Below are 22,639 nucleotides of genomic sequence, written 5' to 3'. Positions count from 1 at the left end.
GTCACACCTCCCACAGGGTCACGGCCCAGGCCGCGACGGGGCTGTTGTTGAGGACGAGCACGAGGTCGCCCGGGGCGAGTCCGCCGGTCGCGAGGAGCCGGTCGAGGTTGAGCACGACGTCCATGGCGCCCAGGTGGCCGTAGGCGGCGAGGTGTTCGCCGCAGACGGGGTGGAGGGGCAGGCCGAGGAGCGTCTCGTAGAACTGGTAGGCGCCGGCGGTGACGTTCTGCATGAGCGTCGTGGCGACGGCGGACTTGTCGACGCCGGCGTCCGCGAGGACCTCGTCGACCATCCGGGAGAGCCGCATCCGGCTGTTCATGGCCAGTTCGAAGCGGTACCGGTCGGGCGAGGCGCACTCCTCGCGCCACTCGTACGAGGGCACCTGCTTGTAGTCGACCCGGAAGAGGTCGTGGAAGGTGCCGTCGGTCTCCTGGCGGTGGGCCCGGAGCACCGGCCGGCCGCCGCGGACCAGGGTCATCGCGTAGGCGCCGTCGCCGATGACGGTGACGGGGTACCGGACCCGGTCGTAGCCGGTGGGGCGGCTGCCGTGGGCGATGAGGACGCTCTGCCGGGCGGGGTCGGCGAGGAGCAGGTCGCGGCCGAGGGCCCAGGCGGCGCTGGAGCCGGTGCAGCCGAGGCCGTCGAGGGTGAAGGCGAAGGTGCCGTCGAGCTTCGCCTCGGCCTGGACGCGGCAGGCGTCGGAGCCGAGCAGGACGTCGGGGGCGCGGGGACCGACGAGCATGAGGGTGTCGGGCCGGACCGCGCCGGGGCCCTGCTCGCCGAGCCGGTCGAGCAGGCCCCGGACGGCGAGGGCGGCGAGGTCGCCCGCGGTGGTGTCCTCCAGGACGCCGACGGTCTCGATGCCGCTGCCGCGCGCGAACTCCGCCGTCTCCGGGTCGAGTCCGGGGAACTCGGGAAGGTCGGCGAGGGGGGTGCGGACGGTGGGCAGCACGGTGTGCACGAGGCCGATGCCGATGTCGGTGCCGATGTCGGTGCCGGTGGAGGCGGTGGTGGAGGCGGTGGTGGTGTCGGTCATGACCACACCGCCGCGGCGTGCTTGCCGAGCAGCAGCTGGCTGATCTCGTTGCTGCCCTCGATGATCTCCATCAGCTTGGCGTCCCGGTAGGCGCGGGCCACCGGGCCGCCGTCCCGGGCGCCGGCCGAGGCGAGCACCTGGACCGCGGCGGCGGCGCCGCGGGCGGCGTGCCCGGCGGCGAGGTGCTTGGCGGTGACGGCGGAGACGACGAGCTCGGGGGTGTTCCCGTCCCAGCAGCGGCTGGCCTGCTCGCAGCAGCGCAGCGAGGCCTCGTGGGCGACGAACAGCTCGGCGAGGTGTCGGGCGACGAGCTGGTGGTCGGCGAGCGGGACGCCGGACTGCTGCCGGGTGGTGGCGTGTCCGGTGGCGGCCCGCAGGCAGGCCCGGAGGATTCCGACGCAGCCCCAGGCCACGGAGACGCGGCCGAAGGTGAGCGCGGAGGTGACCAGCCAGTCGACGGGCAGGCCGGCGCCGCCGAGGAGGCGGTCGGCGGGCAGGCGCACCTGGTCGAGGGTGATGTCGGCGTGGCCGGCGGCCCGGCAGCCCATCGGGTCGGGGACGCGTCGTACGGTCACGCCGGGCGCGTCCGTGGGGACGACGACGGCGCCGGCCCCTGAGCCGTACCGGCCGAAGACGACCAGCAGGTCGGCGTAGGCGCCCACGGTGATCCAGGACTTCCGGCCGTCGACGACGACGGTGTCGCCCTCGGTGCGGATCGTGGTGGTCATCGCGCCGAGGTCGCTGCCGGCGCCCGGCTCGCTGAAGGCGACGCCGGCGAGCCGGCCGGAGGTGAGCTCGCCCAGGTGGACGGCCTTCTGCTCGTCGCCACCGAGCCGCTCGACCGTCCAGGCGGCCATGCCCTGGGAGGTCATGACGCTGCGGACGGAGGAGCAGAGGGCGCCGACGTGCGCGGTGAGTTCGCCGTTGTCGGCGCTGCTCAGGCCGAGCCCGCCGTAGGCGGCCGGCACCTGGGCGCAGAGGACTCCCTTGCCGCCGAGCTCGCGCAGCAGCCCGTGCGGCAGTTCGCCGGCCCGGTCCCAGGCGTCGGCGCGGTCGCCGATCAGCCCGGTGGCGAGCTGTTCGGCGCCGGTGCGGGCGGCGTCGGCCGCCGTGGGCTCACTCATCGCCGCCCCGCAGTCGCAGGACGAGGGCGGTCATCGCGTCCACGCTGCGGAAGTTGTCGAGCGTGAGGTCGGAGCCGCCGACCTGGACGCCGAACGAGCGCTCGACGTGGACGAGCAGCTCCATGGCGAAGAGGGAGGTGACGAGACCGGTGCCGAAGAGGTCGAGGTCGGGGGCGACCGCGGTCTTGGTGCGCTGCTCCAGGAACTCCGTGAGCGTCACTCGGATGGCGGTGTCGTCCTGCTGGGTGGGGGTGCTCACGAGGTGCCTCCGTAGGCGAAGAATCCGCGGCCGGTCTTGCGGCCGTGGTCGCCGGCGGCGACCTTGTCCAGGAGCAGGGCGCAGGGCTCGTAGCCCGCGTCCCCGGTGCGTTCACGCAGGACGCGCAGGGAGTCCACGACGTTGTCGAGGCCGATGAGGTCGGCGGTGGCGAGGGGGCCGGTGGTGTGGCCGAGGCAGCCTTCGAAGGCGGCGTCGACGGACTCCGGGTCGGCGATCCCCTCGGCGACGATCCGGGCGGCCTCGTTGATCATGCGCTGGAGGATCCGGTTGATGACGAACCCGGGTCCGTCGCCGACCAGGACGCCGTGCTGGCCGAGGGTGTCCAGCAGCTCCCGGGCCGCCTCGACGGCGGCGTCGCCGCTGCGGGGGCCTCGGATCAGTTCGGCGGTCCCGATCAGGTAGGGCGGGTTCATGAAGTGGATGCCGACCAGGTCCTCGGGCCGGGCCACCGCGTCGGCCTGCTCGTCGATGGGGACGGCCGAGGTGTTGGAGATCAGCAGGGTGCCGGGGGCGACCGCGGCGGACACCTCGGCGAGCACCTTGGCCTTGAGCGGGGCCAGTTCGGTGACGGCCTCGACGACGGCGGTCGCGTCGGCGACGTCCGCGATCCGGGTGGTGGTGACCAGGTCGCCGGTGGCGCCCTCTCGGGGCAGCTTCCCCATCATCCGGGCCAGGCGCAGCTGGCCGGTGACGGCGTCGCGGGCCTTGTCGAGGAGGTCCTCGGAGACGTCGACGAGGATCACGTCCACGTCTCGGCCGAGGGCCAGGGTCGTGATGCCGGTGCCCATGACTCCGGCGCCGATGACCGCGAGGCGGTGCCGGCGGGCCGGGGCGCCGTCGTCGGGGCGGGTCTCCCGCGGTGCGTCGTTCACTTCTCCCCCTCGACGGCCGCCGCCTCGGCCGCGAGGGCCGGGAGGAGCGAGCCGATGTCCTCGGTGCGGGCGGCCAGGAAGGCCAGTCCGTTGCGCAGTTGCTCGCCGGTGACCAGCGGGGACAGTCCTGCCTTGCGGAGCCAGGGCTGCCAGCCGCGGGCCTGGACGCCGGCCTCGTCGAGCTCGTGGCCCTCCATCTCGTAGAGGGCGGTGGCGGCCAGGACCTTGCTGCCGGTGGCGGTGGCGCGCTCGGCGACCAGGCGCTGCCACTCGGTGAGCGGCACGGTGCGGGTGGGCAGTCCGGCCTCCTCCAGGGCGGCGAAGAGGTCCTCCAGGCTGGGGGACGTCTCGTCGACGAGGTGGTAGGCACGGCCCACCGACTTGGTGGAGAGGGCGAGTTCGGCGACGGCGCGGGCGAGGACGTCGACCGGGGAGACCGGCATGCCGCGGTCGTCGACCGGGCGGGCGCCGACGACGAGGCCGCTGGTGAGCAGGAACCAGATCAGGTCCTTGTCGTTGCACGCGCCGCTCGTGCTGGAGGCCATGATGAGGCCGGGGCGGAAGACCCGGACCCGCATGCCGTCCTGGTCGGCGCGTTCCAGGATCCGCTCGCCGACCCACTTGCTGACGCCGTAGCCGCCGAGCTGCGGGTCGAGCGGCTGCTCGCGGGTCTCCATGAGACGTCCGCCGGCCGTGGCGGGGGCGGTGGCGGCGACGGTGGAGATGAAGCTGACGTCGCGGATGCCGAGCGGGCGCATCCAGTTGAGCAGGGCGACCAGCGGCAGGACGTTGTCGTCGCGGAGCATCCGGTAGGGCTCGGTGAAGACGACCTTGGCGGCGCAGTGCACGACGTGGCCGACGCGAGCGGCGAGTTCGCCCCTGCGGTACGTCGCGCAGACGGCGGCGATGTCGCGGAGGTCGCCGGGGACGGGGTGGACGCGCTCCGGGTCGGGCTCGGTCAGGCCGAACTTGGCGGCGGCTGCGCGGAGCCGCTCCATGCCCTCGGCCTCGTCGGCGGCGCGGACGACGCAGTAGACGCGGCCCTTGGAGGCGCGGACCAGTTCGTCGAGGAGGAAGGCGCCGAGGTAGCCGGTGGCGCCGGTGAGCAGGACGTCCTTGCCGGGTGCGGGCGTGGCGGCGAGCGGCTCCAGCGGGAGCTGGAGGTCGGCGTCGACGAGGGCGCCGTCGCCGTCCGCGGCCGGGTCGACCTCCTCGTCGCCGAGGCCGGCGCCGTTCAGCAGGCCCTCGACGATGGTGGTGAGGCGGCGGACGGTGGCCTGGCTGCCGCCGGCCCGGTGGATGTTGACCAGGACGCCGAAGCGCTGCTGGATCTCCAGGACGAGCTGGACGGAGAGGAGGGAGGTGCCGCCCAGCGCGGCGAACTCGTCGTCGAGGCCGATGGTCTCGTGACCGAAGAGGTCCTTCCACAGCTGGACGAGGCCCGCCTCGACACTGCCCTCGGCGGCGTCGGAGGCGCCGCCGGCACCGGGCGCGGGGGTCGGGGCGGCGACCGGGCCGTCGTACACGAGGCGGTCGAGGGCCCAGTGGCGCTTGCGCGTGAAGGGGTACGTGGGGAGGGCGAGGCGGCGGCCGGCCGGACCGGCGAGCGCGGTCCAGTCGGCGTCGGCGCCGTGCAGCCAGGCGGTGGTGACGACGTCGTCGAGGACGTCGGCGAGGGCGTCCGCGTCGGCCGGGTCGGGCAGGGCGGCGACGTGGTGGCCGCGGGCGGGCGCGCCGTGTCCGAGGAGGATCGGGAACCGGCCCTCGGGGAGGGCGTCCGCGCCGGCGGTGAGCGGCTCGCCGAGGGCGGGGAGCGCGTGGCGGAGGGCGGCGAGGAGCGCGGCGGGCGGCTGCGGCTCGCCGGCGGCGGGCAGCACGAGCACGGGTCCCGCGCCGGTGGCGCGCTCGGTGCGGACGGCGGGCGGGCGGGGCATCCGCAGCGCGGCGGCCAGCCGCTCGGGGGCCGCGGCGACGACCCGGCGCTCGGTGAAGGAGGCGCGTCCCACCCGCAGGGTGTGGGCGACGTCCCCGGCGTCGGGGGCGTCCTCGTCGAGGTGGTCGGCGAGCCGGCGGCAGGCCAGGTCGAGTTCGGCGCGGGTGCGGGCGGAGACGACGAGGCGTACGGCGGGGCGGTGCGCGGCGGGGGCGCGGACCGGCTCCGGCGGGGCGGCGAGCACGACGGCAGCGTTGGTGCCGCCGACGCCCATCGAGTTGACCAGGACGTGCCGGTCGGCGTCGTCGCAGGTCTCTCCGGTGGTGGCGACGAAGAAGGGGCTGTCGTCGAGGATGTCGGGGTCGCGCGGCCGCTCGAAGGTCGGGTGCGGCGGGATCTTGCCGGTGCGGGCGACGTGCACCGCCTTGATGAAGCCGGCGATGCCCGCGGCGGGGCCGGTGTGGCCGATGTTGGACATCACCGAGCCGAGCGCGCAGTAGGCGGTCTTGTCGGTGGTGGCGCGGAACGCCCGGTCGAGGGCGATGAGTTCGATGTTGTCGCCGACCGGGGTGGCGGTGCCGTGGGCCTCGACGTAGCGGAGCTTGTCGGCGCCGACGCCGGCGGTGCCGAGGGCGGCCGCGACGACGTCGGCGACGCCGCGCGGGCTGGGGGCGATGAAGCCGAGGCGGTCTCCGCCGTCGTTGCCGACGGCGCTGCCGCGGATGACGGCGAGGACGTTGTCGCCGTCGGCGAGCGCGTCGTCGAGGCGGCGCAGGGCGACGACGCCGACGCCGGAGCTGTACGTGGTGCCGGTGGAGGAGGCGTCGAAGGAGCGGCAGTAGCCGTCCTCGGAGAGCACGCCGCCGGGCTGGTGGCGGTAGCCGCGGAAGGGTTCGAGGACGGTGGCGCCGCCGGCCAGGGCGATGTCGCACTCGCCGGAGAGCAGGCTGAGGGTGGCGTAGTGGACGCCGTACAGCGAGGAGGAGCAGCCGGTCTGGAGACTGACGGCGGGCCCGCGCAGGCCGAGCTTGTAGGCGGCGCGGGAGGTCATGAAGTCGGCCTGTCCGCCGACGGTGAGTTCGAGGTCGTCGACGGCGGCGCGGAGGCCGGACTCGCGGGCCTTGGCGGCGAGGAGGGCGGCGGAGTAGTTGCCGGCGGCGCTGCCGGCGAAGACGCCGACGACGGGGTCGGCGGGGCCGGTGCCGTCCTTGCGGACGGGGTGGCCGGCGTTCTCCAGCGCCTCCCAGCACGCCTCCAGGAAGATCCGCTGCTGGGGGTCGATGGTCTCGGCCTCGCGCGGCGGGTAGCCGAAGAACTCGGAGGCGAAGTCCTCGACACCGGGCAGGGAGGTGGCGACGCGGACGAATGCGGAGTCGGCGAGCATCTCCTCGGTGACGCCGGCGGCCTTCAGCTGCTCGGGGGACATCTCGCGCATGGAGACGACGCCGCGGTCGATGTTGCGCCAGAACTCGGCGGGGGTGGTGGCGTCGGGGTAGCGCAGGCCGATGCCGATGACGGCGATGTCGGTGCCGGCGGTGCCGGCGGTGCTGTCGCTCATGGTCCGGTTCTCCTCGCTCACTCGGACGGGCTCTGGTCGCGGCGGGCGCGGCCGAGCAGGCCGCCGCGGTTGCGGGCGCCGAGCGCGGTCAGCGGCTCCTCGGCACCGGAGGCGTCGGCGAGCAGGGCGGCCTGGGCCCGTACGGTGCTGTGCTGGAAGAGGTCGGAGACCTTCAGGGTCCGCTCGGTCAGCGGCTCCAGCTCCTCCCAGAGCATGATGAGGAGCAGCGAGCTGCCCCCCGCCTCCAGGAAGTTGACGTCGTCGGGCACCTGGTCGACGCCGTCCAGGTCGAGGACGTCGGACCATGCCTGGCGGACCCGGTCGATGAGTGCGGTCCCGGTGGGCGGGGTCGTGGCCACGGTGTCGTTCACGGAGTGCTCCTGGTGAAGGGGAGGGAGTCGGGGTCGGCTGCGAGGTCTTCCGCGGCGGCGACCACGTCGTCGAGCAGCGCCTGCGCGGTCTCCCGGGTGAAGAGGTGGACGGCGTAGGCCAGCGCGAGCTCGAGGCGGTCGGCCTTCGGCTCGGTGGCGACGAGTTCGAGCTCGTACTTGATGTGCAGCGGGTCGAGCGGGAGGAGCCGCGCGGAGGTGGCACCGGTCAGGGGGGCCGGTCCCGGGGCGCCGCTCTGGGCGCTGAGGAAGACCGGCGTCAGGGCGGGGCGGCTGAGGTCGCGGTCGGTGTGCAGCTCGTTGGCGAGGACGTCGAGGGCCACGTCGGCGTGCCGGTAGGAGACGGAACAGGACTCCCTCACCCGCCCGAGGAGTTCCCGCCAGGTGGGTTCGCCGCGCAGGTCGAGGCGGAGGATCAGGGTGTTGACGAACATGCCGACCGCCTCGGTGGCGTCCGGCTCCTCGCGGCCCGCCCAGGGGAAGGCGAAGAGGAAGTCCCGCTGGCTGCCGCGGCGGGCGAGGGCCACCGCGAAGAGGGCCGCGGTGGTCATGAAGAGGGTGCAGCCGCTCACGGCCGCGGCGACCGCGCGCAGCCGGGCCGCGGTCGCCGGCGGCAGCGCGGCGGTGAGCAGCGCGGCCTCGGTGGTCTGGAGTTCGGTGCGGGGCCGGTCGTGGGGCAGGGCGATGTCGTTGGGGGCGTCGCGCAGGTGCTCCAGGAGCGCGGCAGCCCGCTCCTTCTCCCGGGCGGGGCCGGCGGCGTCCGGGGTGAGCCGGGCCGGGTGGACCGGTGGGGCGAGCGCGGGTTCGGCGCCGGCGGCCAGGGCTCGGTAGGCGGTGCCGATCTCGGCGAGCAGCAGGTCGCGGGACCAGCCGTCGGCGACGATGTGGTGGACGACCAGGGCGAGGACGGTCCGGTCGGGTCCGAGGAGCAGGATCTCCGCGCGGGCCGCGGCCTCCTGTCCCAGGTCCATCGGGGCCCAGCAGAGCCGGGAGAGCCGGTCGCGCAGGGTGTCCGGGTCCCAGCCGGCGGCGTCGGTGACGGCGGTCGGCGCGGGCGTGCCGCTGGTGCGGTAGCAGACGTGGCGCTTGCGCCGGTCGAGGCAGAAGACCGAGGCGAGCGCGGGGTGACGGCCGAGGACGAGGTCGACCGCGCGGCGCAGCACGTCGGGGTCGACGGTGCCTCCGTACTCGACCAGGGTGGGGATCAGGTAGGCGGCGCGCAGCGACGGCAGCCGGTCGAGGAACCAGAAGCGCTGCTGCACCGGGGAGGCGGGATGGGCCTCGTCGTCGGCGGCGGGGGCGGACTCGGGCCGGGTGGCGGGGTGGAGGGTCGCGGTGCCGGAGGGGGTGGCGGGCTCGGCTTCCGTCGCGGCCTCGGCCTCGGTGAGGAGGCCGGCGAGTCCGGCGACGGTGGGGCGGGGCAGGAAGGCGCGCGGCGAGACGACGAGGCCGTGGCGGCGCTTGGCCTCGGCGAGCATGCTGACGGCGAGCAGCGAGTGGCCGCCGAGCGCGAAGAAGTCGGAGTCGGGGGTGAGGTCGGCCGCCGCGGGGGCGGGGCCGAGGCCGCCGCCGCGGGCGAGGACGGCGGCGAACAGCTCGGCCGCCCGGAGCTCGGCCGGACCGAGCGCGGGGCTGCCGGGGACGCCGGCCGGGGTACGGGACTCCGCGGCGGCCGGTGGGGCGGACGCGGCCGGTGCGATCGGCAGGGCCTCGGCGGCGGGCTGACCCGGCGGCTCGGGGAGTTCGGCCAGGGGTGCGTCGGGGTCCTCGACCGCCGCGTCGAGCAGGCCCGCGAATCCCTCGGCGAGGGCGCGGGCGGTGACGGCCGCGTACAGCGCGGTGTCGTACTCGACGGTGACGGAGAGTCCGTCGGGACCGTCCTCCAGGATCAGCAGGAGGTCGAACTTGGCGGTGCCGGTCCCGAGGACGGCGGGGGCGCTCCATCCGGTGGCGCCGGGGTGGGGGGCGGGGGCGTTCTGGTAGACGAAGCCGACCTCGACCAGGGGGCGGCGACCGGTGCCCCGTGCGGCGGACGCGGCGGCGGTGAGCCGGTCGAAGGGGACGCGCTGGTGGGCCAGGGAACGGAACGCCTCCATGCGGGTGGCCGCGCACAGGGCCCGGAAGGAGTCGGCGGGGTCGACCCGGCAGCGCAGCGGCACGGTGTTGACGAAGAAGCCGACGGCCTCCTCCAGGCCGGGCTGGTCGCGGTTGGCCGTCATGGTGCCGACCAGGAAGTCGGTGCGGCCGGACCAGCGGCGCAGCAGGGCCTGGACGGCGGAGGCGAGCACCACGTACGGGGTGACGCGCAGGGTGCGGGCGAGGGCGTCGACCCCGGCGCGGACCGTCGGGGGCACCGTGAGGGTGAGCTGGGCGCCGGTCCGGGTGCCGTCGGGGGCGGCGGGCCGGTCGGCGCGCCCCGCGAGGTGCAGGCCGGGGGCGACGTCGAGGAGCCCGGAGACGCGCTCCTCCAGGGCCCGGACGGACTCCGGGTCGCGCTCGGCGGCGCGTTCGAGGGCGGCGAACTCGGCGTAGCGGGCGGGGAGCGGGGGCAGCTCGGCGGGGTCGCCGGCGAGGACCGACTCGTAGGCGCGGGCCAGGTCGTCGAAGAGCGGGGCGAGGGACCAGCCGTCCACGGCGATGTGGTGGACGGTCAGGAGGACGGCGTCGCCGTCGGGCAGGCCCTGCCAGAGGGTGCAGCGCAGCAGCGGTCCGCGGGTCAGGTCGAAGGGGGCGCGGCCGCGCTCGCGGGCCTCGCGCGCGGCGCGGGCGGCGGCGTCGGGGACGCCGTGGAGGTCGACGACCTCCACGGGCACCGGCTCGGGCTCCAGGACGTCCTGGACGGGGAGGTCGTCGAGGAGCCGGTAGACGGTGCGCAGCGGCTCGTGCCGGGCGGTGACCGCCTCCAGCGCGAGGGAGAGGGCCTTGGGGTCGAGCGGGCCCGGGGCGCGGAAGAACAGCGGGACGTTGTACGTGGGGTTGCCGGGCGCGGTGGCGTCGGCGAACCAGAGCCGCTCCTGCGCGAAGGAGAGCGGTGCGGGCGGGTTCACGGTCACGGGGCGGCCGCCAGGGGGGTCGAGGCCACGTGGGCGGCCAGCTCGTCGAGGCTGTCGGTGAGCAGGACGGCACCGGCGTCGACGCGCACGTCGAGGTGCTTGCGGATCCGGACGGCCACCTGCATGGCGAGGATGGAGTTGCCGCCGAGGTCGATGAAGTTGGCCTCGGGGGCGACGGCGTCGGTGCCGAGTACGTCCCGCCAGATCTCCTGGAGCGCGGCGAGCGCCGCGGCGTGCCCGGAGGTCGGGGCGGAGCCCGGGTCGGTGGGCGGGACGGCGGGCGGGGTGGCGGGTGGGGCGGCGGCGGGGCCGGCCGGCGCGCCGGTCCCGGGCTCGTCGAGCAGGGCGAGCAGACGGGCGCGGTCGGCCTTGCCGGTGGACCCGAACGGCACGCGGTCCAGGACCACCCAGCGGGCGGGGAGCATGTAGCCGGGGAGGGTCTCGCCGAGGCGCCGCCGGAGCGCGGTGGGGAGTTCGGCGCGGCCGGGGTCGGCGGCGGCCTCGGGCGAGGGGAGGACGAATCCGACGAGCGAGGCGGCGGGGCCCTCGCCGACCTTCTCGACGAAGGCGGCGTCGGCGAGCCCGGAGGCGGTGGCGGCGCGCTCGATCTCCTCCAGCTCGATGCGGAAGCCGCGGAGCTTGACCTGGCGGTCGGTGCGGCCGAAGAGCTCGACGGCGCCGCTGGGCAGCAGTCGGCCGGTGTCGCCGGTGCGGTAGATCCGCTCACCGGTGCGGGGCAGCGTGACGAAACGTTCCTTCGTCAGTTCCGGGCGGGCGAGGTAGCCCAGTGCGACTCCGGGTCCGCCCACGCACAGCTCACCGGTCTCGCCCGGCGCCACCTCGTTCAGCCCCGCGTCCAGGAGGTGCAGGGAAGTCTCCTGGAGCGGGAAGCCGACCGGAACCCGGTCGAGGCCCGCCAGGCTCTCCTCGGTGCAGTCGAAGTACGCCGCGAAGGTCGTCGTCTCGGTCGGGCCGTAGCCGTTGACCAGCCGGCCGGGCGCCCGGGCCGCCAGCACCCGGCGCACCGCGCCCAGCTCCAGCTGCTCGCCGCCGACCACGACGGTGCCCACGCCGGCGAAGGCGTCCGCGTTCTCCCGGGCCACCGTGTGGAAGAGGGAGGTGGTGAGGAACAGCGCGTCGACGCGCTCGGAGCGGACCAGCTCTGCCCAGTCGTCCATGGGGAGTTCGGTGACGGACGGGAGGACCACGACGGTCGCGCCGCCGCAGAGCGCGTTCCACACCTCGAAGGTGGTGGCGTCGAAGGCGGGGTTCGCGGAACTCGCCACCCGGTCGCCGGGCTCCACGGTGCAGAACAGGGCGCGGAGCGCGAGCCGCAGCACGGCCCGGTGCGGGACGACGACGCCCTTGGGGCGCCCGGTCGAGCCCGAGGTGAAGTTCACGTACGCCGGGTCGTCGCGGTCGGTGGCCGGCGCGGGCACCGGCAGGCCAGGGTCCCGCTCCGGCAGGTCGAGCGGCTCGGCGTCCGCCGGCAGCCACGCCGCCAGGTCGGCCCACCGGCCGGCGGCGCCGGGGGCGCGGACGACGACCCGCGCACCGGACTCGCCGACGATGCCGGCGAGCCGGCTGGTGGGGGCGAGACCGTCGAGCGGGAGATAGGCCGCGCCGCAGCGCAGGATGCCCAGGAAGGTGACGACCAGGTCGACGGAGCGGTCCTGGGCGACCGGTACGAGGTCGCCGCGGCGGACTCCCCGTGCGGCCAGCTCGGCGGCCAGCCAGCCGGACCGGAGCCACAGTTCCCGGTACGTGAGCGAACGGCCGCTCTCGGCTTCCCGTACCGCGCAGGCGTCAGGCTCCCGCTCGACCCACCGTGCCACGACCTCGTGCACGCCGTCTGCCGCCATGTCCCACCTCTCCGCTGGATGTGAATGAACCGCGCCCGCCCGCATCAGCCCCAGCCGTGGTCCCCGGTCCCGCCGGCGAGGACGACGAGGCCGCCGGGCGACGCGGGAACGTCGGCGGCCTTCCGGCCCCAGCCGTGATCCGCCACGACCTGGCCGCCCTTCCCGGAGAAAGCACCGGCCGGAATCGCGCCGGCGACCGCGGTGACGGTCGCGAGCAGAAGAGCCGAAAAGGCTGTTCCGGCAGAATTGACGAGTCGGCTGGTAACCATCTCTCTCCGTTTCGGGTCGGCGGCCGGTTGGGTTTTTCGACCGCGTGCGCTTTCCGACCTCCACATCGTGTGGGCCAGGGGCGACACGGATCAACGAACCGCGAGCGCACACCTGTGCGCCGCACGATGATGCGGACCGGTGAAACGGACATCGCGGGCGATCCGGACTGGATCGCCCGTTGCGGCACTCACCCCGTCCATGGCGTCCACTCGGGATGAAAAAGCCGCCTATTCATCGATAAAACAGGCGCGAAATGGGCGCGGACCGGGTCCAGGAACCCCCGCGACTCCGACCTGACAGACTCTGCGGCAACACGCCGGACCCGGCATCGGCGGACACCCGGAACCCCTCCCCGCGGATGCCGAACACGGGCCTCCGGACCCCCTCGCCCTCCCGCGCACGCCTCCCGGCGGCTCACGCATTACCCCGGACAAACCCGGATACGGCACGTCGGAAAGCCGGTCTCGACGAGAACCTCGCGGGACCCGGTGAATTCACGGGACGACCGCGCCTGCCGACCTGCACGACCAGCGGGATGGGTTAATGAAGTATTCCTGCGGATTTCCCTCGGACGAAACGAGACCGGCCGCACAGCGGCCGGTCTCGTCACCTCGGCTGTCCGGCCGCGGGACACGGCCCGGGACACGCGAGGCGGTCCCGGGCCGGCGGCTCACCGGCTCAGCGGCTCGGTTCCTGCATGGTCACGCAGTGGGCGCCTCCGCCGCCGTTGCCGTAGAGCTTGTCGAGGTTGAGCTGGACGACGGGGCGGTCGTACGCGGCGGCGATGGCCGCCTTCGCCGCCGCATCCTTGGCGGTGTCGCCGAACTGGGTGGTGATGATCGCCCCGTTGGTCACCGTCCAGTTCATGTAGGAGCTGAGGAACTCGTCCCGCCGTCCCGCCGGGATGCGGGGCAGGGTGTCGGGTCCCTCGATGGTGAGCACCTGGAGCCTGCGGCCCCGCGCGTCGGTCGCGCCGGCGAGGGTGTCGCGGATGGCCCGGGCGTTGGCGGTCCAGACGTCGGGGCGCACCGCCCCGGCGAGCTGGACCATGACGACGCCGGGCCTGATGTACCGGGCGGTGCCGTCGATGTGCCCGTCCGTCACGTCCTCCCCCCTGACGCCCGGCAGCCAGATCATCTTGGAGGCGCCGAAGCGGGCCAGCAGCTCCGCCTCGATCTGGGCGCGGGACTTGCCGCGGTTGCGGTTGGAGTTCACCCAGCAGCTGTCGGTGGCCATCAGGGTGCCGTCGCCGTCGTACTCGATCCCCCCTCCCTCGCCGACCACGGAGGACTTCGCGAACGGGACGCCGGTGTAGGAGGCGATCCGCTGGGCGACGACGCGGTCCTTGTCGTAGGCGGAGGCGGGGATGCCGTAGAAGCGGGTGGCGTTCTCCCCCCAGGCGTTGAAGTTCAGGCCGAAGGAGTCGAGGCCGCCGGCGTCGTCGACGCGGAAGAGCGGACCGCTGTCACGCATCCAGCAGTCGGAGACCGGGATCGAGCTGATCACCGTGACGGTGGAGCCGCACGCGCTCCGGGCCCGCGAGGCGGCCGTGGAGCCGTCCGCGCACATGATGACCGGTTCGTGCTTGGCGACCTCCTTCGCGAGCTTGGCGATGTCGGTCTGGATCAGGGAGAGGTCGCTCCCCCAGATCGTCGAGCTGGACGGCCAGGCCATCCAGGTCCTGCGGTGCGTCTCGTCCTCCCCCGGCACGCGCCAGGAGGCGGCCCGCGCGGTCTGGGCGCCGAGGACGGGTCCCACCGCCAGGGCGGCCGCGACCGCTCCGGTGCGGGCGAGGAGGGATCTGCGGCTGAGGCCGGGGCGGTCGCCGTCGTGTGCGTTCTTCACGTGATGCTCCTTGTCTCCTGGGTTCTGTGCGTGAAGGTGCGGGTGCGGTACGGATGCCGGTGCGGTACGGGTGCACCACTCGTCCGGTGCGGGTGCACCGCTCGTCCGGTACGGGTGCGCCGCGAGGGGCGCGCTCAGTGGAGTCGGTCCAGCAGCCCCTCCTCCCGGACCATCCGGCGCTCGGCGGCCAGGTCGAGGCTGCGGGCGAGCGCCCAGTACAGGCCGCCGGCCACGGGCAGGCCGACGAGGAGCGAGCAGTCGACGCCGCCGAGGAGGCGCGCGGCGGGACCGACGTAGACGTCGGTGACGACCATGAACGGGGCCATGCAGGCCAGTCCGACGAGGTAGGCGAGGTTGCCCCGCCATCCCCACCGGCCGTATATCCCCCGGGGGTTGAAGATCTCCTTGACGACGTACTGGCCGCGCCGGACGAAGAAGAAGTCGACCAGGTTGATCGCCGTCCACGGGATGAAGAGGTAGGTCAGGGCCACGACCACGTGGGAGTAGAACCACGTGAAGCGGTCGATGCCGACGAGGGTGGAGACCGTGCCGACGGCGGCCAGCATGATGCCGATCGTCACGACGCGGAGCCTCCGGGTCGGCCTGACCGGGCGGAACGAGTCCATGATCGAGATCATGGTGAGGCTGCCGCCGTACTGGTTGATCGCCATGATGGAGAGCAGGCCGACCAGGAGGACGACGACCGCGACGGTGCCGAATCCGTCGAACAGCCGGTCCGCCGACAGCTTCAGGGCGGTGACGGGATCGGTGCCCTCGGGGGCTCCGGCCGAGACGACGGCGCCGAGGACGAAGACCCAGATGCCGGAGACCGCGCTCGGCAGGTACGTCCACCAGAAGGTGGAGCGGACGGGGACGTCGGGTCTGAGGTAGCGGGAGTAGTCGGAGACGTACGGCGCCCAGCCCAGCTGGAAGCCGGCGACGAAGACGAACACGAGCATGAACGGGGCGAGTTCGAAGGGACCCGGCTCCCAGACGCCGTCCGGGAGCCCTCCGCCGAAGAGGGCGGAGGCGGTGACGGCCGCGGTGACCGCGACGAAGGGCCAGGTGAGCCAGCCGTTGATGCGGTGGATCCACTCGTACCCGAACAGGGCGATCACCGTGGCCACCGCGGCGGCCAGCACGTAGCCGACGGTGTTCGGCATCCCGGTGAGCAGGTTCATGGCCTGGCCGGAGAGGAGCGCGTCGGAGGTGTTGAAGGCCACGTAGTTCACCAGGGCGAAGACCCACACGGTGAGGGCGGCGCCCAGGTAGCCGAACTGCGGCCGGGACTGCACCAGTTGCGGCAGTCCCAGCTGGGGCCCCTGGGCCGAGTGGAACGCCATGAAGAACGTGCCGAAGAGGGAGCCCAGGACGGTGGCGGTGACCGTCCAGACGAGCGAGGCCCCCATGGAGAGGGTCACGACACCGGTCGCCAGGCCGGTGAGGTTGAGACTGCCGACGAACCAGATGGCCCCGACGTCCGACGGTTTGCCGTGGCGTTCCGAGAGGGGCACCCAGTCGATCGAGTGCTGCTCGATCCCGGCGGGCCGGGCGGGATCATGCGTCTGCGAGGCAACTGGCCCCATGCGGGCTCCTGTTCACGGGTGCGTGCACGAATCCGGCGAGCACCTCAGGACCCCGGGCGCCGCTCGGATGCAGACACCGTAGGAACTGACCTAAATTTCAGTCAATCCATTGGACATGATGAATCGACAGAAGTTTTTCTGCGGATTTCGTCGTCGGAGGCCCGCCCGGCACACCGATCCGCAGGTCGGGGCCGTTCGTCGCACGGGTGCCGGGCGGACGCTCACCGGCTCAGGCGACGGGCTGCTGCTGGGTGACGCAGTGGATGCCGCCGCCGCCGGTGCCGAGGCGGTCGATGTCGAGCTGTTCGATCACGCGGTCCGGGTAGAGGCGGGCGAGGGTGGCGCGGGCCGCCTCGTCGGCGCGCCGGTCGCCGAACCGGGCGCTGATGACGGCGTCGTTGCAGAGGTAGAAGTTGGCGTAGGAGGCGAGGAAGCCCTGGTCGGTGGAGCGGATCTTCTCGTAGTCGGGGCCCTGGAGCCGCATCGTGTCGATGGGGCGGCCGGAGGCGGTGGTGGAGCGGGACAGGACGGCGAACTGCTGCCGGGCGTCGCGGGCGTAGTCGTCGGTGTCCGAGGAGAGGGGCATCTGGACGAGGGCCTCGCCGGGGGCGAGGAAGCGTGAGGTCGCGTCGACGTGGTCGTCGGTGATGTCCTGTCCGTAGACGCCGTCGAACCAGATGACCTTGGAGGCGCCGTACGCGTCGCAGAGGGCGTCCGTGATCCGGCGCTCCGACATCCCGGGGTTGCGGTTGCGGTTCACCCAGCTGCTGCGGGTGGCCATGAGGGTGCCGGCGCCGTCCTGCTCGACGCCGCCTCCCTCGCCGACCACGTCGGCGTGGGTGAAGGGCACGTCGGCCCAGGCGGCGATCCGTTCGGCGACGCGGGCGTCCTTGGCGTGGGCCTGCTTGTCGCCCCAGCCGTTGAAGTTGAGGCCGACGGCGTCCAGTCCGCCGGCGCCGTCCGTGCGGAAGACGGGGCCCGTGTCGCGCATCCAGCAGTCGTCGACCGGGATGGAGGTGATCACGGTGACCGTGGGGCCGCACAGCGCACGGGCCTTCGCGGCGCTTCCGGAGTTGGCGCACAGGACGACCGGCTCGTACTTCGCGATCGTGCGGGCGATGAGCGCGATGTCCGCCTGGACGCCGCCGAGCCGGCCGCCCCAGATGGAGGTGGAGTCGGGCCAGGCCATCCAGGTGCGGGTGTGGCGGACGTCCTCGATGGGGACCCGGAAGGGGCGGGCGATGGCGTCGGCGCGTTCGGGCAGCGTCGTCGCGAGGACGGCGCCGACGGCGGTCGCGCCGGTGGCGACGAGGAATCCGCGCCGGTTCAGGCCACGGCGGGCGTGGCGTCCTGCGGTCTGCTCGGTCATGGTCGGTCTCCTGTGGTCGGCGGACCCGCGGCCGGCGTGGCCACGACGTGCGCGGCGACGCCGGGGCGGGCCCGTGGGGGTGGGGGGCAATGCAGGCGGGGAACGCCCGTGCGGGGGAGGTCGGAGGGTGACGGCGGGTGCCGCCCGGCGGAGGGACCTCCCCGGAGGTCAGAGGGCCCGGCGGGCGGCGGCGATCGCCTCGGGGTCCCAGCCGGGGCGGGGCACCGATTCCAGCAGCAGCCGGGTGTAGGGGTGTTCGGGGGCGGCGAGGACGTCGGCGGTGCGGCCGGCCTCGACGACGCGGCCGTGGCGCATGACGAGGACGTCGTCGGTGACGCACCGGACCACGCCGAGGTCGTGGGTGATGAACAGGTAGCCGATCCGGGTCTGTTCGCGGATGTCCGCGAGGAGGTTGAGGATCTGGGCCTGGACGGAGACGTCGAGCGCGGCGACCGCCTCGTCCAGGACGAGGACGGCGGGTTCGACGGCGAGGGCGCGGGCGATGGCGACCCGCTGGCGCTGGCCGCCGGAGAGCTGGCGGGGGCGGGCGTCGGCGGCCCGGGTCCCCAGGCCGACCTGATCGAGGAGTTCGCGGACGCGCCGGTCGTGGTCCGTGCCGGGGAAGTGCAGACGGAGGGTCTCGCGCAGCACCTGCTCGACGCTGGTGCGGGGGTCGAGGGAGAGGTACGGGTCCTGGAAGACCATCTGGACCTCGCGGGCGCGGGCGAGGCGGCGGGCCCTGCCGCGGCCGCCGGCGGTCCGGGCCCGGCCCCGGATCCGTACCTCTCCGGCGTCGGCCCGCTCCAGGCCGACGACGATGCGGGCGGTGGTGGTCTTCCCGGAGCCGGACCCCCCGACGATGCCCAGGGAGCCGCCTTCGGGGAGGACGAAGGAGACGTCGTCGACGGCGGGGACGCTCCCGAAGGCGCGGTGGAGGCCGACGGCCTCCAGGGCGTTCTCAGGCATCGACGGGGCTCCCTTCGAGCCGGTCGGTGTGGTGGCAGGCGGCCTGGTGGCCCGGAAGGCCGGGCGCGGTCCTCGGCTCGGGTGCCCGCTGTGCGCAGAGCTCCGTGGCGAGGGGGCAGCGGGCGGCGAACGGGCAGCCGTTCAGCTCCTGCCGCAGGTCCGGGGGTTGTCCCTCGATGGCGGCGAGGCGGCCCCCGGGCGCTTCGAGACGGGGGGTGGAGGCCAGCAGGGCCGCGGTGTACGGGTGCCGGGGCCGGGCGAAGAGGGCTTCGGCGGGTCCGCTCTCGGCGATCCGGCCGGCGTACATGACGTAGACGCGGTCGCTGATGGCGGCGGCGAGGTCGAGGTCGTGGGTGACGAAGAGCAGTCCGGTGCGGAAGCGGGCGCGCAGTTCGGCGAGGAGGGCGATGACCTCGGCCTGGGTGGTGACGTCGAGCGCGGTGGTGGGCTCGTCGGCGAGCAGCAGCTCGGGGTCGCCCATGAGCGCGGCAGCGATCATGACGCGTTGCAGCATGCCGCCGGAGACCTGGCTGGGGTACTTGCGGAGCGCGGAGTCGTCCAGGCCGACGGCGCGGAGGAGTTCCGCGGCGCGGGCGGTGGCGTCGGCCCGGTTCATGGTCCGGGTGAGGGTGACGCTCTCGGTGAGGAAGTCGCCGATGCGGCGCATCGGGTTGAGGGCGGCCCGGGGGTCCTGGAAGATCATGGCGACGGTGTCGGTGCGCAGGGCCCGCAGTTGTTCGGCCTTCATGGCGAGGACGTCGTGGCCGCGGACGCGGATCCGGCCCTCGGCGACGGCGCCGGGCGGCAGCAGGCCGAGCGCGCCGCGCGAGGTGAGGGACTTCCCGGAGCCGGACTCGCCGACGAGGGCGACGGTCTCGCCCGCGGCGACGTGCAGGTCGACGCCGTCGAGGACGGGCCGGGCGGTGCCGGGAAGCGTGACCGTCAGACCTTGGACGTCGAGCGCGTGCGGGGGTTTCGTGGGGGTCATCGGTCTCTCCTGGCGACGCGGTCGGCCCAGCGCTCGCCGACGACGTTGAAGGCGACGACGGTCAGCACGATGAACACGCAGGGCAGGACCGCGGAGAGCGGGTAGCCGTGCTGGACGGCGGTCTGTCCGTCGAAGACCATGCGGCCCCAGTCGGGGGTGAGGGCGGGGACGCCGAGGCCGAGGAAGGACAGGCCGGCCAGGTCCATGAGCGCGTAGCCGAAGTTGATGGTGGACTGGGCGAGGACGACGGGGGCGATGTTGGGCAGGATGTGGCGCAGGCAGATCTGGAGCGCCGAGTGTCCCTGGACCTGGTAGGCGCTCACGTAGGGCCGGGCGCGTTCGGCGAGGACGAGCGAGCGGGTGAGCCGGCTGACGTACGGCAGGTAGGCGAGCGACAGCGCGATGACGGGGGCGAGCAGCCCCTCGCCGTGGATCGAGATGATCAGGATCGCGAGCAGCATGCCGGGGAACGCGAAGACGAGTTCGGTGGAGCGGGAGAGGACCGAGTCGAGCCAGCCGCCGCGCCAGGCGGCGGCCATGCCGATCGCGATGCCGGCGAGCGTGGAGAAGAGCACGACGCCGAGGGGCCCGAGGAGCGAGGTGCGGGCTCCGAGCAGCAGCCGGGAGAGGGTGTCGCGGCCGGCGGCGTCGACGCCGAGCGGGTGCGCGGCGGAGGGGCCCGCGAGCGCGTTGCCGAGGTCGATCTCGTTGGGGTCGTACGGGACGAGCCAGGGCGCGAGCAGGGCGGCGGCGGTGACGAGGCCGACGAAGCCGAGGCAGACCAGATGGAGCGGGGACCGGGTGGTACGGAGCCGGGCGAGGCCCGGACGGCGCGTGAGGACGGCGGTCATGCGGAGGAGCTCCTCGTTCCGAGCGCGATCCGGGGGTCGACCAGCGGGAGCAGCAGGTCGACGATCAGGTTCACGGACATGAAGAGAGCGACGATGATCAGGGAGATCGCCTGGACGGTCGGGAAGTCCTTGGTCGAGGTGGACAGTTCGAGGAGCTGGCCGACCCCGCCGATGCTGAAGGCGGTCTCCACGAGGATCGTGCAGACGAGCAGGGTGGAGACGATGAGGCCGCCGGTGGTGAGGACGGTGCCGAGCGAGTTGCGGAAGACGTGGCGGCGGATGACCTGGCGCTCGGGGACGCCCCGGCTGCGGGCGACGGTGACGTGCTCGCTGTCGAGGGCTTCGAGCATGGCGGAGCGGGTGACCCGGGCGAGCATGCCGATCAGGTAGAGCGCGAGGGCGATCGCGGGCAGGGTCAGGTGCCAGACCCGGTCGAGGAAGCCGTCACCGGCGCCGCTGCTGGGGAACCAGCCGAGCTTCACGGCGAACACGCCCTGGAGCAGCACGGCGGCGACGAACGACGGGGTGCCGACGGCGAAGGTCGTGCCGACGAGGACGGCGGTGTCGGTGGCGCCGCCGCGGACGGCGGAGAGCCGGCCGAGGAAGAGGCCGACGACCACGACCACGACGAGCGCCATGCCGATCAGGAGCAGGGTGGTCGGCAGCCGGTCGGCGAGGAGCCGGGAGACGTCGGTGCGGTAGGTGAGGGAGCGCCCGAAGTCGCCCTGGACCATGTCCCCGAGCCAGCGCAGGTACCGGACGGCGAAGGGGTCGTCCAGGTGGTAGCGGGCGTTGATCGCGGCCAGCGCCTCGGGCGAGGCCGAGCGGCCGGCGAGCAGGAAGCTCGCCGGGCTGCCGGGGGCGAGGTACAGGGCGCCGAAGACCACGAACGAGGCGGCGAGGAGGGTCGCGGCCATCTCCGCCACGCGCCGTACGGCGAAGCGGAGGAAGCTCACTGCGCGGCCCCCACGGAGGCGGCCCACGGCTGGTACATGTACGAGATCGTCGTGGGGGCGCCGGTGATCCTCTTGTTGAGGAAGACCGAGGTGGGCCACTCGGCCACGGGTATCCAGAGGAGCCGCTCGGCGGCGATCCTGTTGAGCTCGGCCTCGATCGCCAGGCGCTTGCCGGGCTCGTACGCGGCGGCGGCCCGGTCGACGAGTTCGTCGTACCTCCGGTCGCTGTGGCCCGCGTAGTTGAGGTAGGCCCCGGTCTTGAAGTTGGTGAGCAGGTCGAGGGGGTCGGTGATGGAGTTGTAAATGGTGAGCGGGAACATGTCGACGCCCTCGCGCGCCTCGGGGTCGGTGAACAGCGCGGTGAAGGCGTTCGGGGAGACCGTCTTGAGGCGGATGTCGAGGCCGATGCGGGTGCCGGCGGCCTGGACGGCGGTGGCGAGCAGCGAGACGTCCTGGCCGATGGGGCTGGTGACCATGGTCAGGGTCTTGCCGGTGGCACCGGCCTCCTTGACCAGGGCCTTGGCCTTCTCGACGTCCGGTGCGGTGGGCGGCAGGCCGTCGAACGCCGCCTTGAGGGCGCTCTCGGGCGCGGCGGCCCAGGCGGCACGGGTGGTGAGGGAGTTGGTGACGGTGCCGGCGCCGCCGAGTCCGGCCTTGACGAAGCCGGAGCGGTCGAGGGCGAGGGAGAGGGCGCGGCGGACCCGGACGTCGCCGAGCGGGCCCTTCATGTTCGTGATGTTGACGTTGACGGTGCTGAGGCCCTCGCCGAAGTACAGGGTGCCGATCCCGGAGCCCTTGAGGCGGGCGTAGCTCTCGGTGGGGATGAGGTAGCCGCCGTCGATCTCGCCGCTGAGCATGGCGTTGGTGCGTGCGGAGGGGTCGGTGAGGACACGGAGGACGGCCTTCTTCGCCTTGGCGGCGGTGCCCCAGTACTCGTCGAAGCGGTCCAGTTCGATGGACTGCCCCTTCTGCCAGGCGCCGAGTTCGAAGGGGCCGGTGCAGGCGAGGCCGCCGGTGGTGCCGTAGTCCTTGCCCGCCGCCTCGACGCCCTTCCTGGAGGCGACGACGCCGGCGGCGCTGGCCATGTACTGCGGGAACTGGGAGTCGGGCCGCTTGAGGCTCACGGTGACCTGGAGGGGGCCGGTCGCGCGGACCGACGCGACGTTCTGGAAGACCTGCGCCCAGGCCGCCGCGTTCTTCGGGTCGGTCTGGCGGCCGAGGCTGAAGACGACGTCGTCGGCGGTCATCGTCCGCCCGTCGTGGAAGCGCACGCCGGACCGCAGGTCGTACACCCAGGTCCGCGGGTCCGGGTTGCTCGCCTTGCGGGCGAGGCCCGGTTCGACGGTGAGCTGCGGCGTCCAGCGCATGAGGCTCTCGCACACGTTGGACAGGACGGTGTTCTGCGGGTAGTCGAAGGCGACCGTGTAGTCGAGGGTGGGCGGCTCGGCGTAGAGCGCCCAGGTGAAGGAGTCGATCTCGCCGCGCGCGGGGGGCGTGGTGGCGGAGAGCCGGGCCTCGACACCGGCCGCGCCCTTGGGCGGACCGGCGCAGGCCGCGAGGAGGGCGAGGGCGGCCAGCGCCGCGGTCGCGGCGGCCGTCCGGCCGCGACGGCCGGGGCGTCTGCGGCTCGGGGAGGGAGGTGTCGTCATCGTCGCGCTGTCTTTCCGTGAGGGTGACGGGACTGACGGGGCTGACGGGCCG

The 22,639-nt window shown here is 73.9% G+C and carries 17 protein-coding genes; all 17 read right to left on the bottom strand.

Annotation, left to right across the window (positions count from 1 at the left end; genetic code table 11):
* Position 1 precedes the first annotated feature (1 nt).
* The 17 genes from ACFYT9_RS19505 to ACFYT9_RS19425 all read right to left on the bottom strand — a co-directional run bounded on the left by ACFYT9_RS19505 (position 2) and on the right by ACFYT9_RS19425 (position 22,587).
* Positions 2-1,036, bottom strand: coding sequence for a 3-oxoacyl-ACP synthase (locus tag ACFYT9_RS19505; protein WP_389165421.1), 1,035 nt, complete (start codon positions 1,034-1,036; stop codon positions 2-4).
* Complete coding sequence (locus ACFYT9_RS19500) at positions 1,033-2,160, bottom strand: acyl-CoA dehydrogenase family protein (RefSeq protein WP_389165419.1); 1,128 nt, start codon at positions 2,158-2,160, stop codon at positions 1,033-1,035. The genes ACFYT9_RS19505 and ACFYT9_RS19500 overlap by 4 nt, the downstream gene beginning before the upstream one ends.
* Positions 2,153-2,419: an acyl carrier protein gene (locus ACFYT9_RS19495; RefSeq protein WP_376601718.1), complete on the bottom strand. Its 267-nt coding sequence runs from the start codon at positions 2,417-2,419 to the stop codon at positions 2,153-2,155. The genes ACFYT9_RS19500 and ACFYT9_RS19495 overlap by 8 nt, the downstream gene beginning before the upstream one ends.
* Complete coding sequence (locus tag ACFYT9_RS19490) at positions 2,416-3,312, bottom strand: 3-hydroxyacyl-CoA dehydrogenase family protein (protein WP_387278855.1); 897 nt, start codon at positions 3,310-3,312, stop codon at positions 2,416-2,418. Before ACFYT9_RS19490 ends, ACFYT9_RS19495 begins: the two co-directional genes overlap by 4 nt.
* On the bottom strand, positions 3,309-6,803 hold the full coding sequence (locus tag ACFYT9_RS19485) for a thioester reductase domain-containing protein (RefSeq protein WP_389165416.1): 3,495 nt from the start codon (positions 6,801-6,803) through the stop codon (positions 3,309-3,311). The genes ACFYT9_RS19490 and ACFYT9_RS19485 overlap by 4 nt, the downstream gene beginning before the upstream one ends.
* A gap of 17 nt (positions 6,804-6,820) precedes the next feature.
* The gene (locus ACFYT9_RS19480; protein ID WP_387278859.1) at positions 6,821-7,174 is read right to left on the bottom strand and encodes an acyl carrier protein; all 354 of its coding nucleotides are present in this window, start codon (positions 7,172-7,174) and stop codon (positions 6,821-6,823) included.
* A complete protein-coding gene (locus tag ACFYT9_RS19475) occupies positions 7,171-10,245 on the bottom strand; it encodes a condensation domain-containing protein (protein ID WP_389165413.1) in 3,075 nt (1,024 codons plus the stop codon). Before ACFYT9_RS19475 ends, ACFYT9_RS19480 begins: the two co-directional genes overlap by 4 nt.
* Positions 10,242-12,107 (bottom strand): amino acid adenylation domain-containing protein, encoded by a 1,866-nt coding sequence (locus ACFYT9_RS19470; RefSeq protein ID WP_389165411.1) that lies wholly within the window; start codon positions 12,105-12,107, stop codon positions 10,242-10,244. Before ACFYT9_RS19470 ends, ACFYT9_RS19475 begins: the two co-directional genes overlap by 4 nt.
* Before the next feature lie 44 nt (positions 12,108-12,151).
* Positions 12,152-12,376, bottom strand: a complete 225-nt coding sequence (locus ACFYT9_RS19465) for a hypothetical protein (RefSeq protein WP_376601709.1) — start codon at positions 12,374-12,376, stop codon at positions 12,152-12,154.
* A gap of 679 nt (positions 12,377-13,055) precedes the next feature.
* Positions 13,056-14,222: an agmatine/peptidylarginine deiminase gene (locus ACFYT9_RS19460; RefSeq protein ID WP_389165408.1), complete on the bottom strand. Its 1,167-nt coding sequence runs from the start codon at positions 14,220-14,222 to the stop codon at positions 13,056-13,058.
* Positions 14,223-14,356: 134 nt separating this feature from the next.
* A complete protein-coding gene (locus ACFYT9_RS19455) occupies positions 14,357-15,808 on the bottom strand; it encodes a purine-cytosine permease family protein (protein WP_389165406.1) in 1,452 nt (483 codons plus the stop codon).
* Between the two features lie 229 nt (positions 15,809-16,037).
* On the bottom strand, positions 16,038-17,177 hold the full coding sequence (locus tag ACFYT9_RS19450; protein WP_389165404.1) for an agmatine/peptidylarginine deiminase: 1,140 nt from the start codon (positions 17,175-17,177) through the stop codon (positions 16,038-16,040).
* A gap of 168 nt (positions 17,178-17,345) precedes the next feature.
* A complete protein-coding gene (locus tag ACFYT9_RS19445) occupies positions 17,346-18,143 on the bottom strand; it encodes an ABC transporter ATP-binding protein (RefSeq protein WP_389165402.1) in 798 nt (265 codons plus the stop codon).
* Positions 18,136-19,131, bottom strand: coding sequence for an ABC transporter ATP-binding protein (locus ACFYT9_RS19440; protein ID WP_376601898.1), 996 nt, complete (start codon positions 19,129-19,131; stop codon positions 18,136-18,138). Before ACFYT9_RS19440 ends, ACFYT9_RS19445 begins: the two co-directional genes overlap by 8 nt.
* Positions 19,128-19,982 (bottom strand): ABC transporter permease, encoded by an 855-nt coding sequence (locus tag ACFYT9_RS19435; protein WP_387276440.1) that lies wholly within the window; start codon positions 19,980-19,982, stop codon positions 19,128-19,130. Before ACFYT9_RS19435 ends, ACFYT9_RS19440 begins: the two co-directional genes overlap by 4 nt.
* Positions 19,979-20,938, bottom strand: coding sequence for an ABC transporter permease (locus ACFYT9_RS19430; RefSeq protein WP_376601895.1), 960 nt, complete (start codon positions 20,936-20,938; stop codon positions 19,979-19,981). Before ACFYT9_RS19430 ends, ACFYT9_RS19435 begins: the two co-directional genes overlap by 4 nt.
* Positions 20,935-22,587, bottom strand: coding sequence for an ABC transporter substrate-binding protein (locus ACFYT9_RS19425; RefSeq protein ID WP_389165397.1), 1,653 nt, complete (start codon positions 22,585-22,587; stop codon positions 20,935-20,937). Before ACFYT9_RS19425 ends, ACFYT9_RS19430 begins: the two co-directional genes overlap by 4 nt.
* Between the last annotated feature and the right edge of the window lie 52 nt (positions 22,588-22,639).

The organism is Streptomyces sp. NPDC004435, from assembly GCF_042873895.1.
In the GTDB taxonomy this organism is placed as follows: domain Bacteria; phylum Actinomycetota; class Actinomycetes; order Streptomycetales; family Streptomycetaceae; genus Streptomyces.
Note: the sequence above shows the minus strand (reverse complement) of the source record. Positions and strands in the feature narration are given on the sequence as shown.

Excerpts from the sequence above, each read along its gene's own strand:
- ACFYT9_RS19425 (WP_389165397.1), bottom strand. The coding sequence starts at position 22,587 with ATGACGACACCTCCCTCCCCGAGCCGCAGACGCCCCGGCCGTCGCGGC.
- ACFYT9_RS19500 (WP_389165419.1), bottom strand. The coding sequence starts at position 2,160 with ATGAGTGAGCCCACGGCGGCCGACGCCGCCCGCACCGGCGCCGAACAG.
- ACFYT9_RS19465 (WP_376601709.1), bottom strand. The coding sequence starts at position 12,376 with ATGGTTACCAGCCGACTCGTCAATTCTGCCGGAACAGCCTTTTCGGCT.
- ACFYT9_RS19450 (WP_389165404.1), bottom strand. The coding sequence starts at position 17,177 with ATGACCGAGCAGACCGCAGGACGCCACGCCCGCCGTGGCCTGAACCGG.
- ACFYT9_RS19445 (WP_389165402.1), bottom strand. The coding sequence starts at position 18,143 with ATGCCTGAGAACGCCCTGGAGGCCGTCGGCCTCCACCGCGCCTTCGGG.
- ACFYT9_RS19505 (WP_389165421.1), bottom strand. The coding sequence starts at position 1,036 with ATGACCGACACCACCACCGCCTCCACCACCGCCTCCACCGGCACCGAC.
- ACFYT9_RS19435 (WP_387276440.1), bottom strand. The coding sequence starts at position 19,982 with ATGACCGCCGTCCTCACGCGCCGTCCGGGCCTCGCCCGGCTCCGTACC.
- ACFYT9_RS19440 (WP_376601898.1), bottom strand. The coding sequence starts at position 19,131 with ATGACCCCCACGAAACCCCCGCACGCGCTCGACGTCCAAGGTCTGACG.
- ACFYT9_RS19485 (WP_389165416.1), bottom strand. The coding sequence starts at position 6,803 with ATGAGCGACAGCACCGCCGGCACCGCCGGCACCGACATCGCCGTCATC.
- ACFYT9_RS19470 (WP_389165411.1), bottom strand. The coding sequence starts at position 12,107 with ATGGCGGCAGACGGCGTGCACGAGGTCGTGGCACGGTGGGTCGAGCGG.
- ACFYT9_RS19455 (WP_389165406.1), bottom strand. The coding sequence starts at position 15,808 with ATGGGGCCAGTTGCCTCGCAGACGCATGATCCCGCCCGGCCCGCCGGG.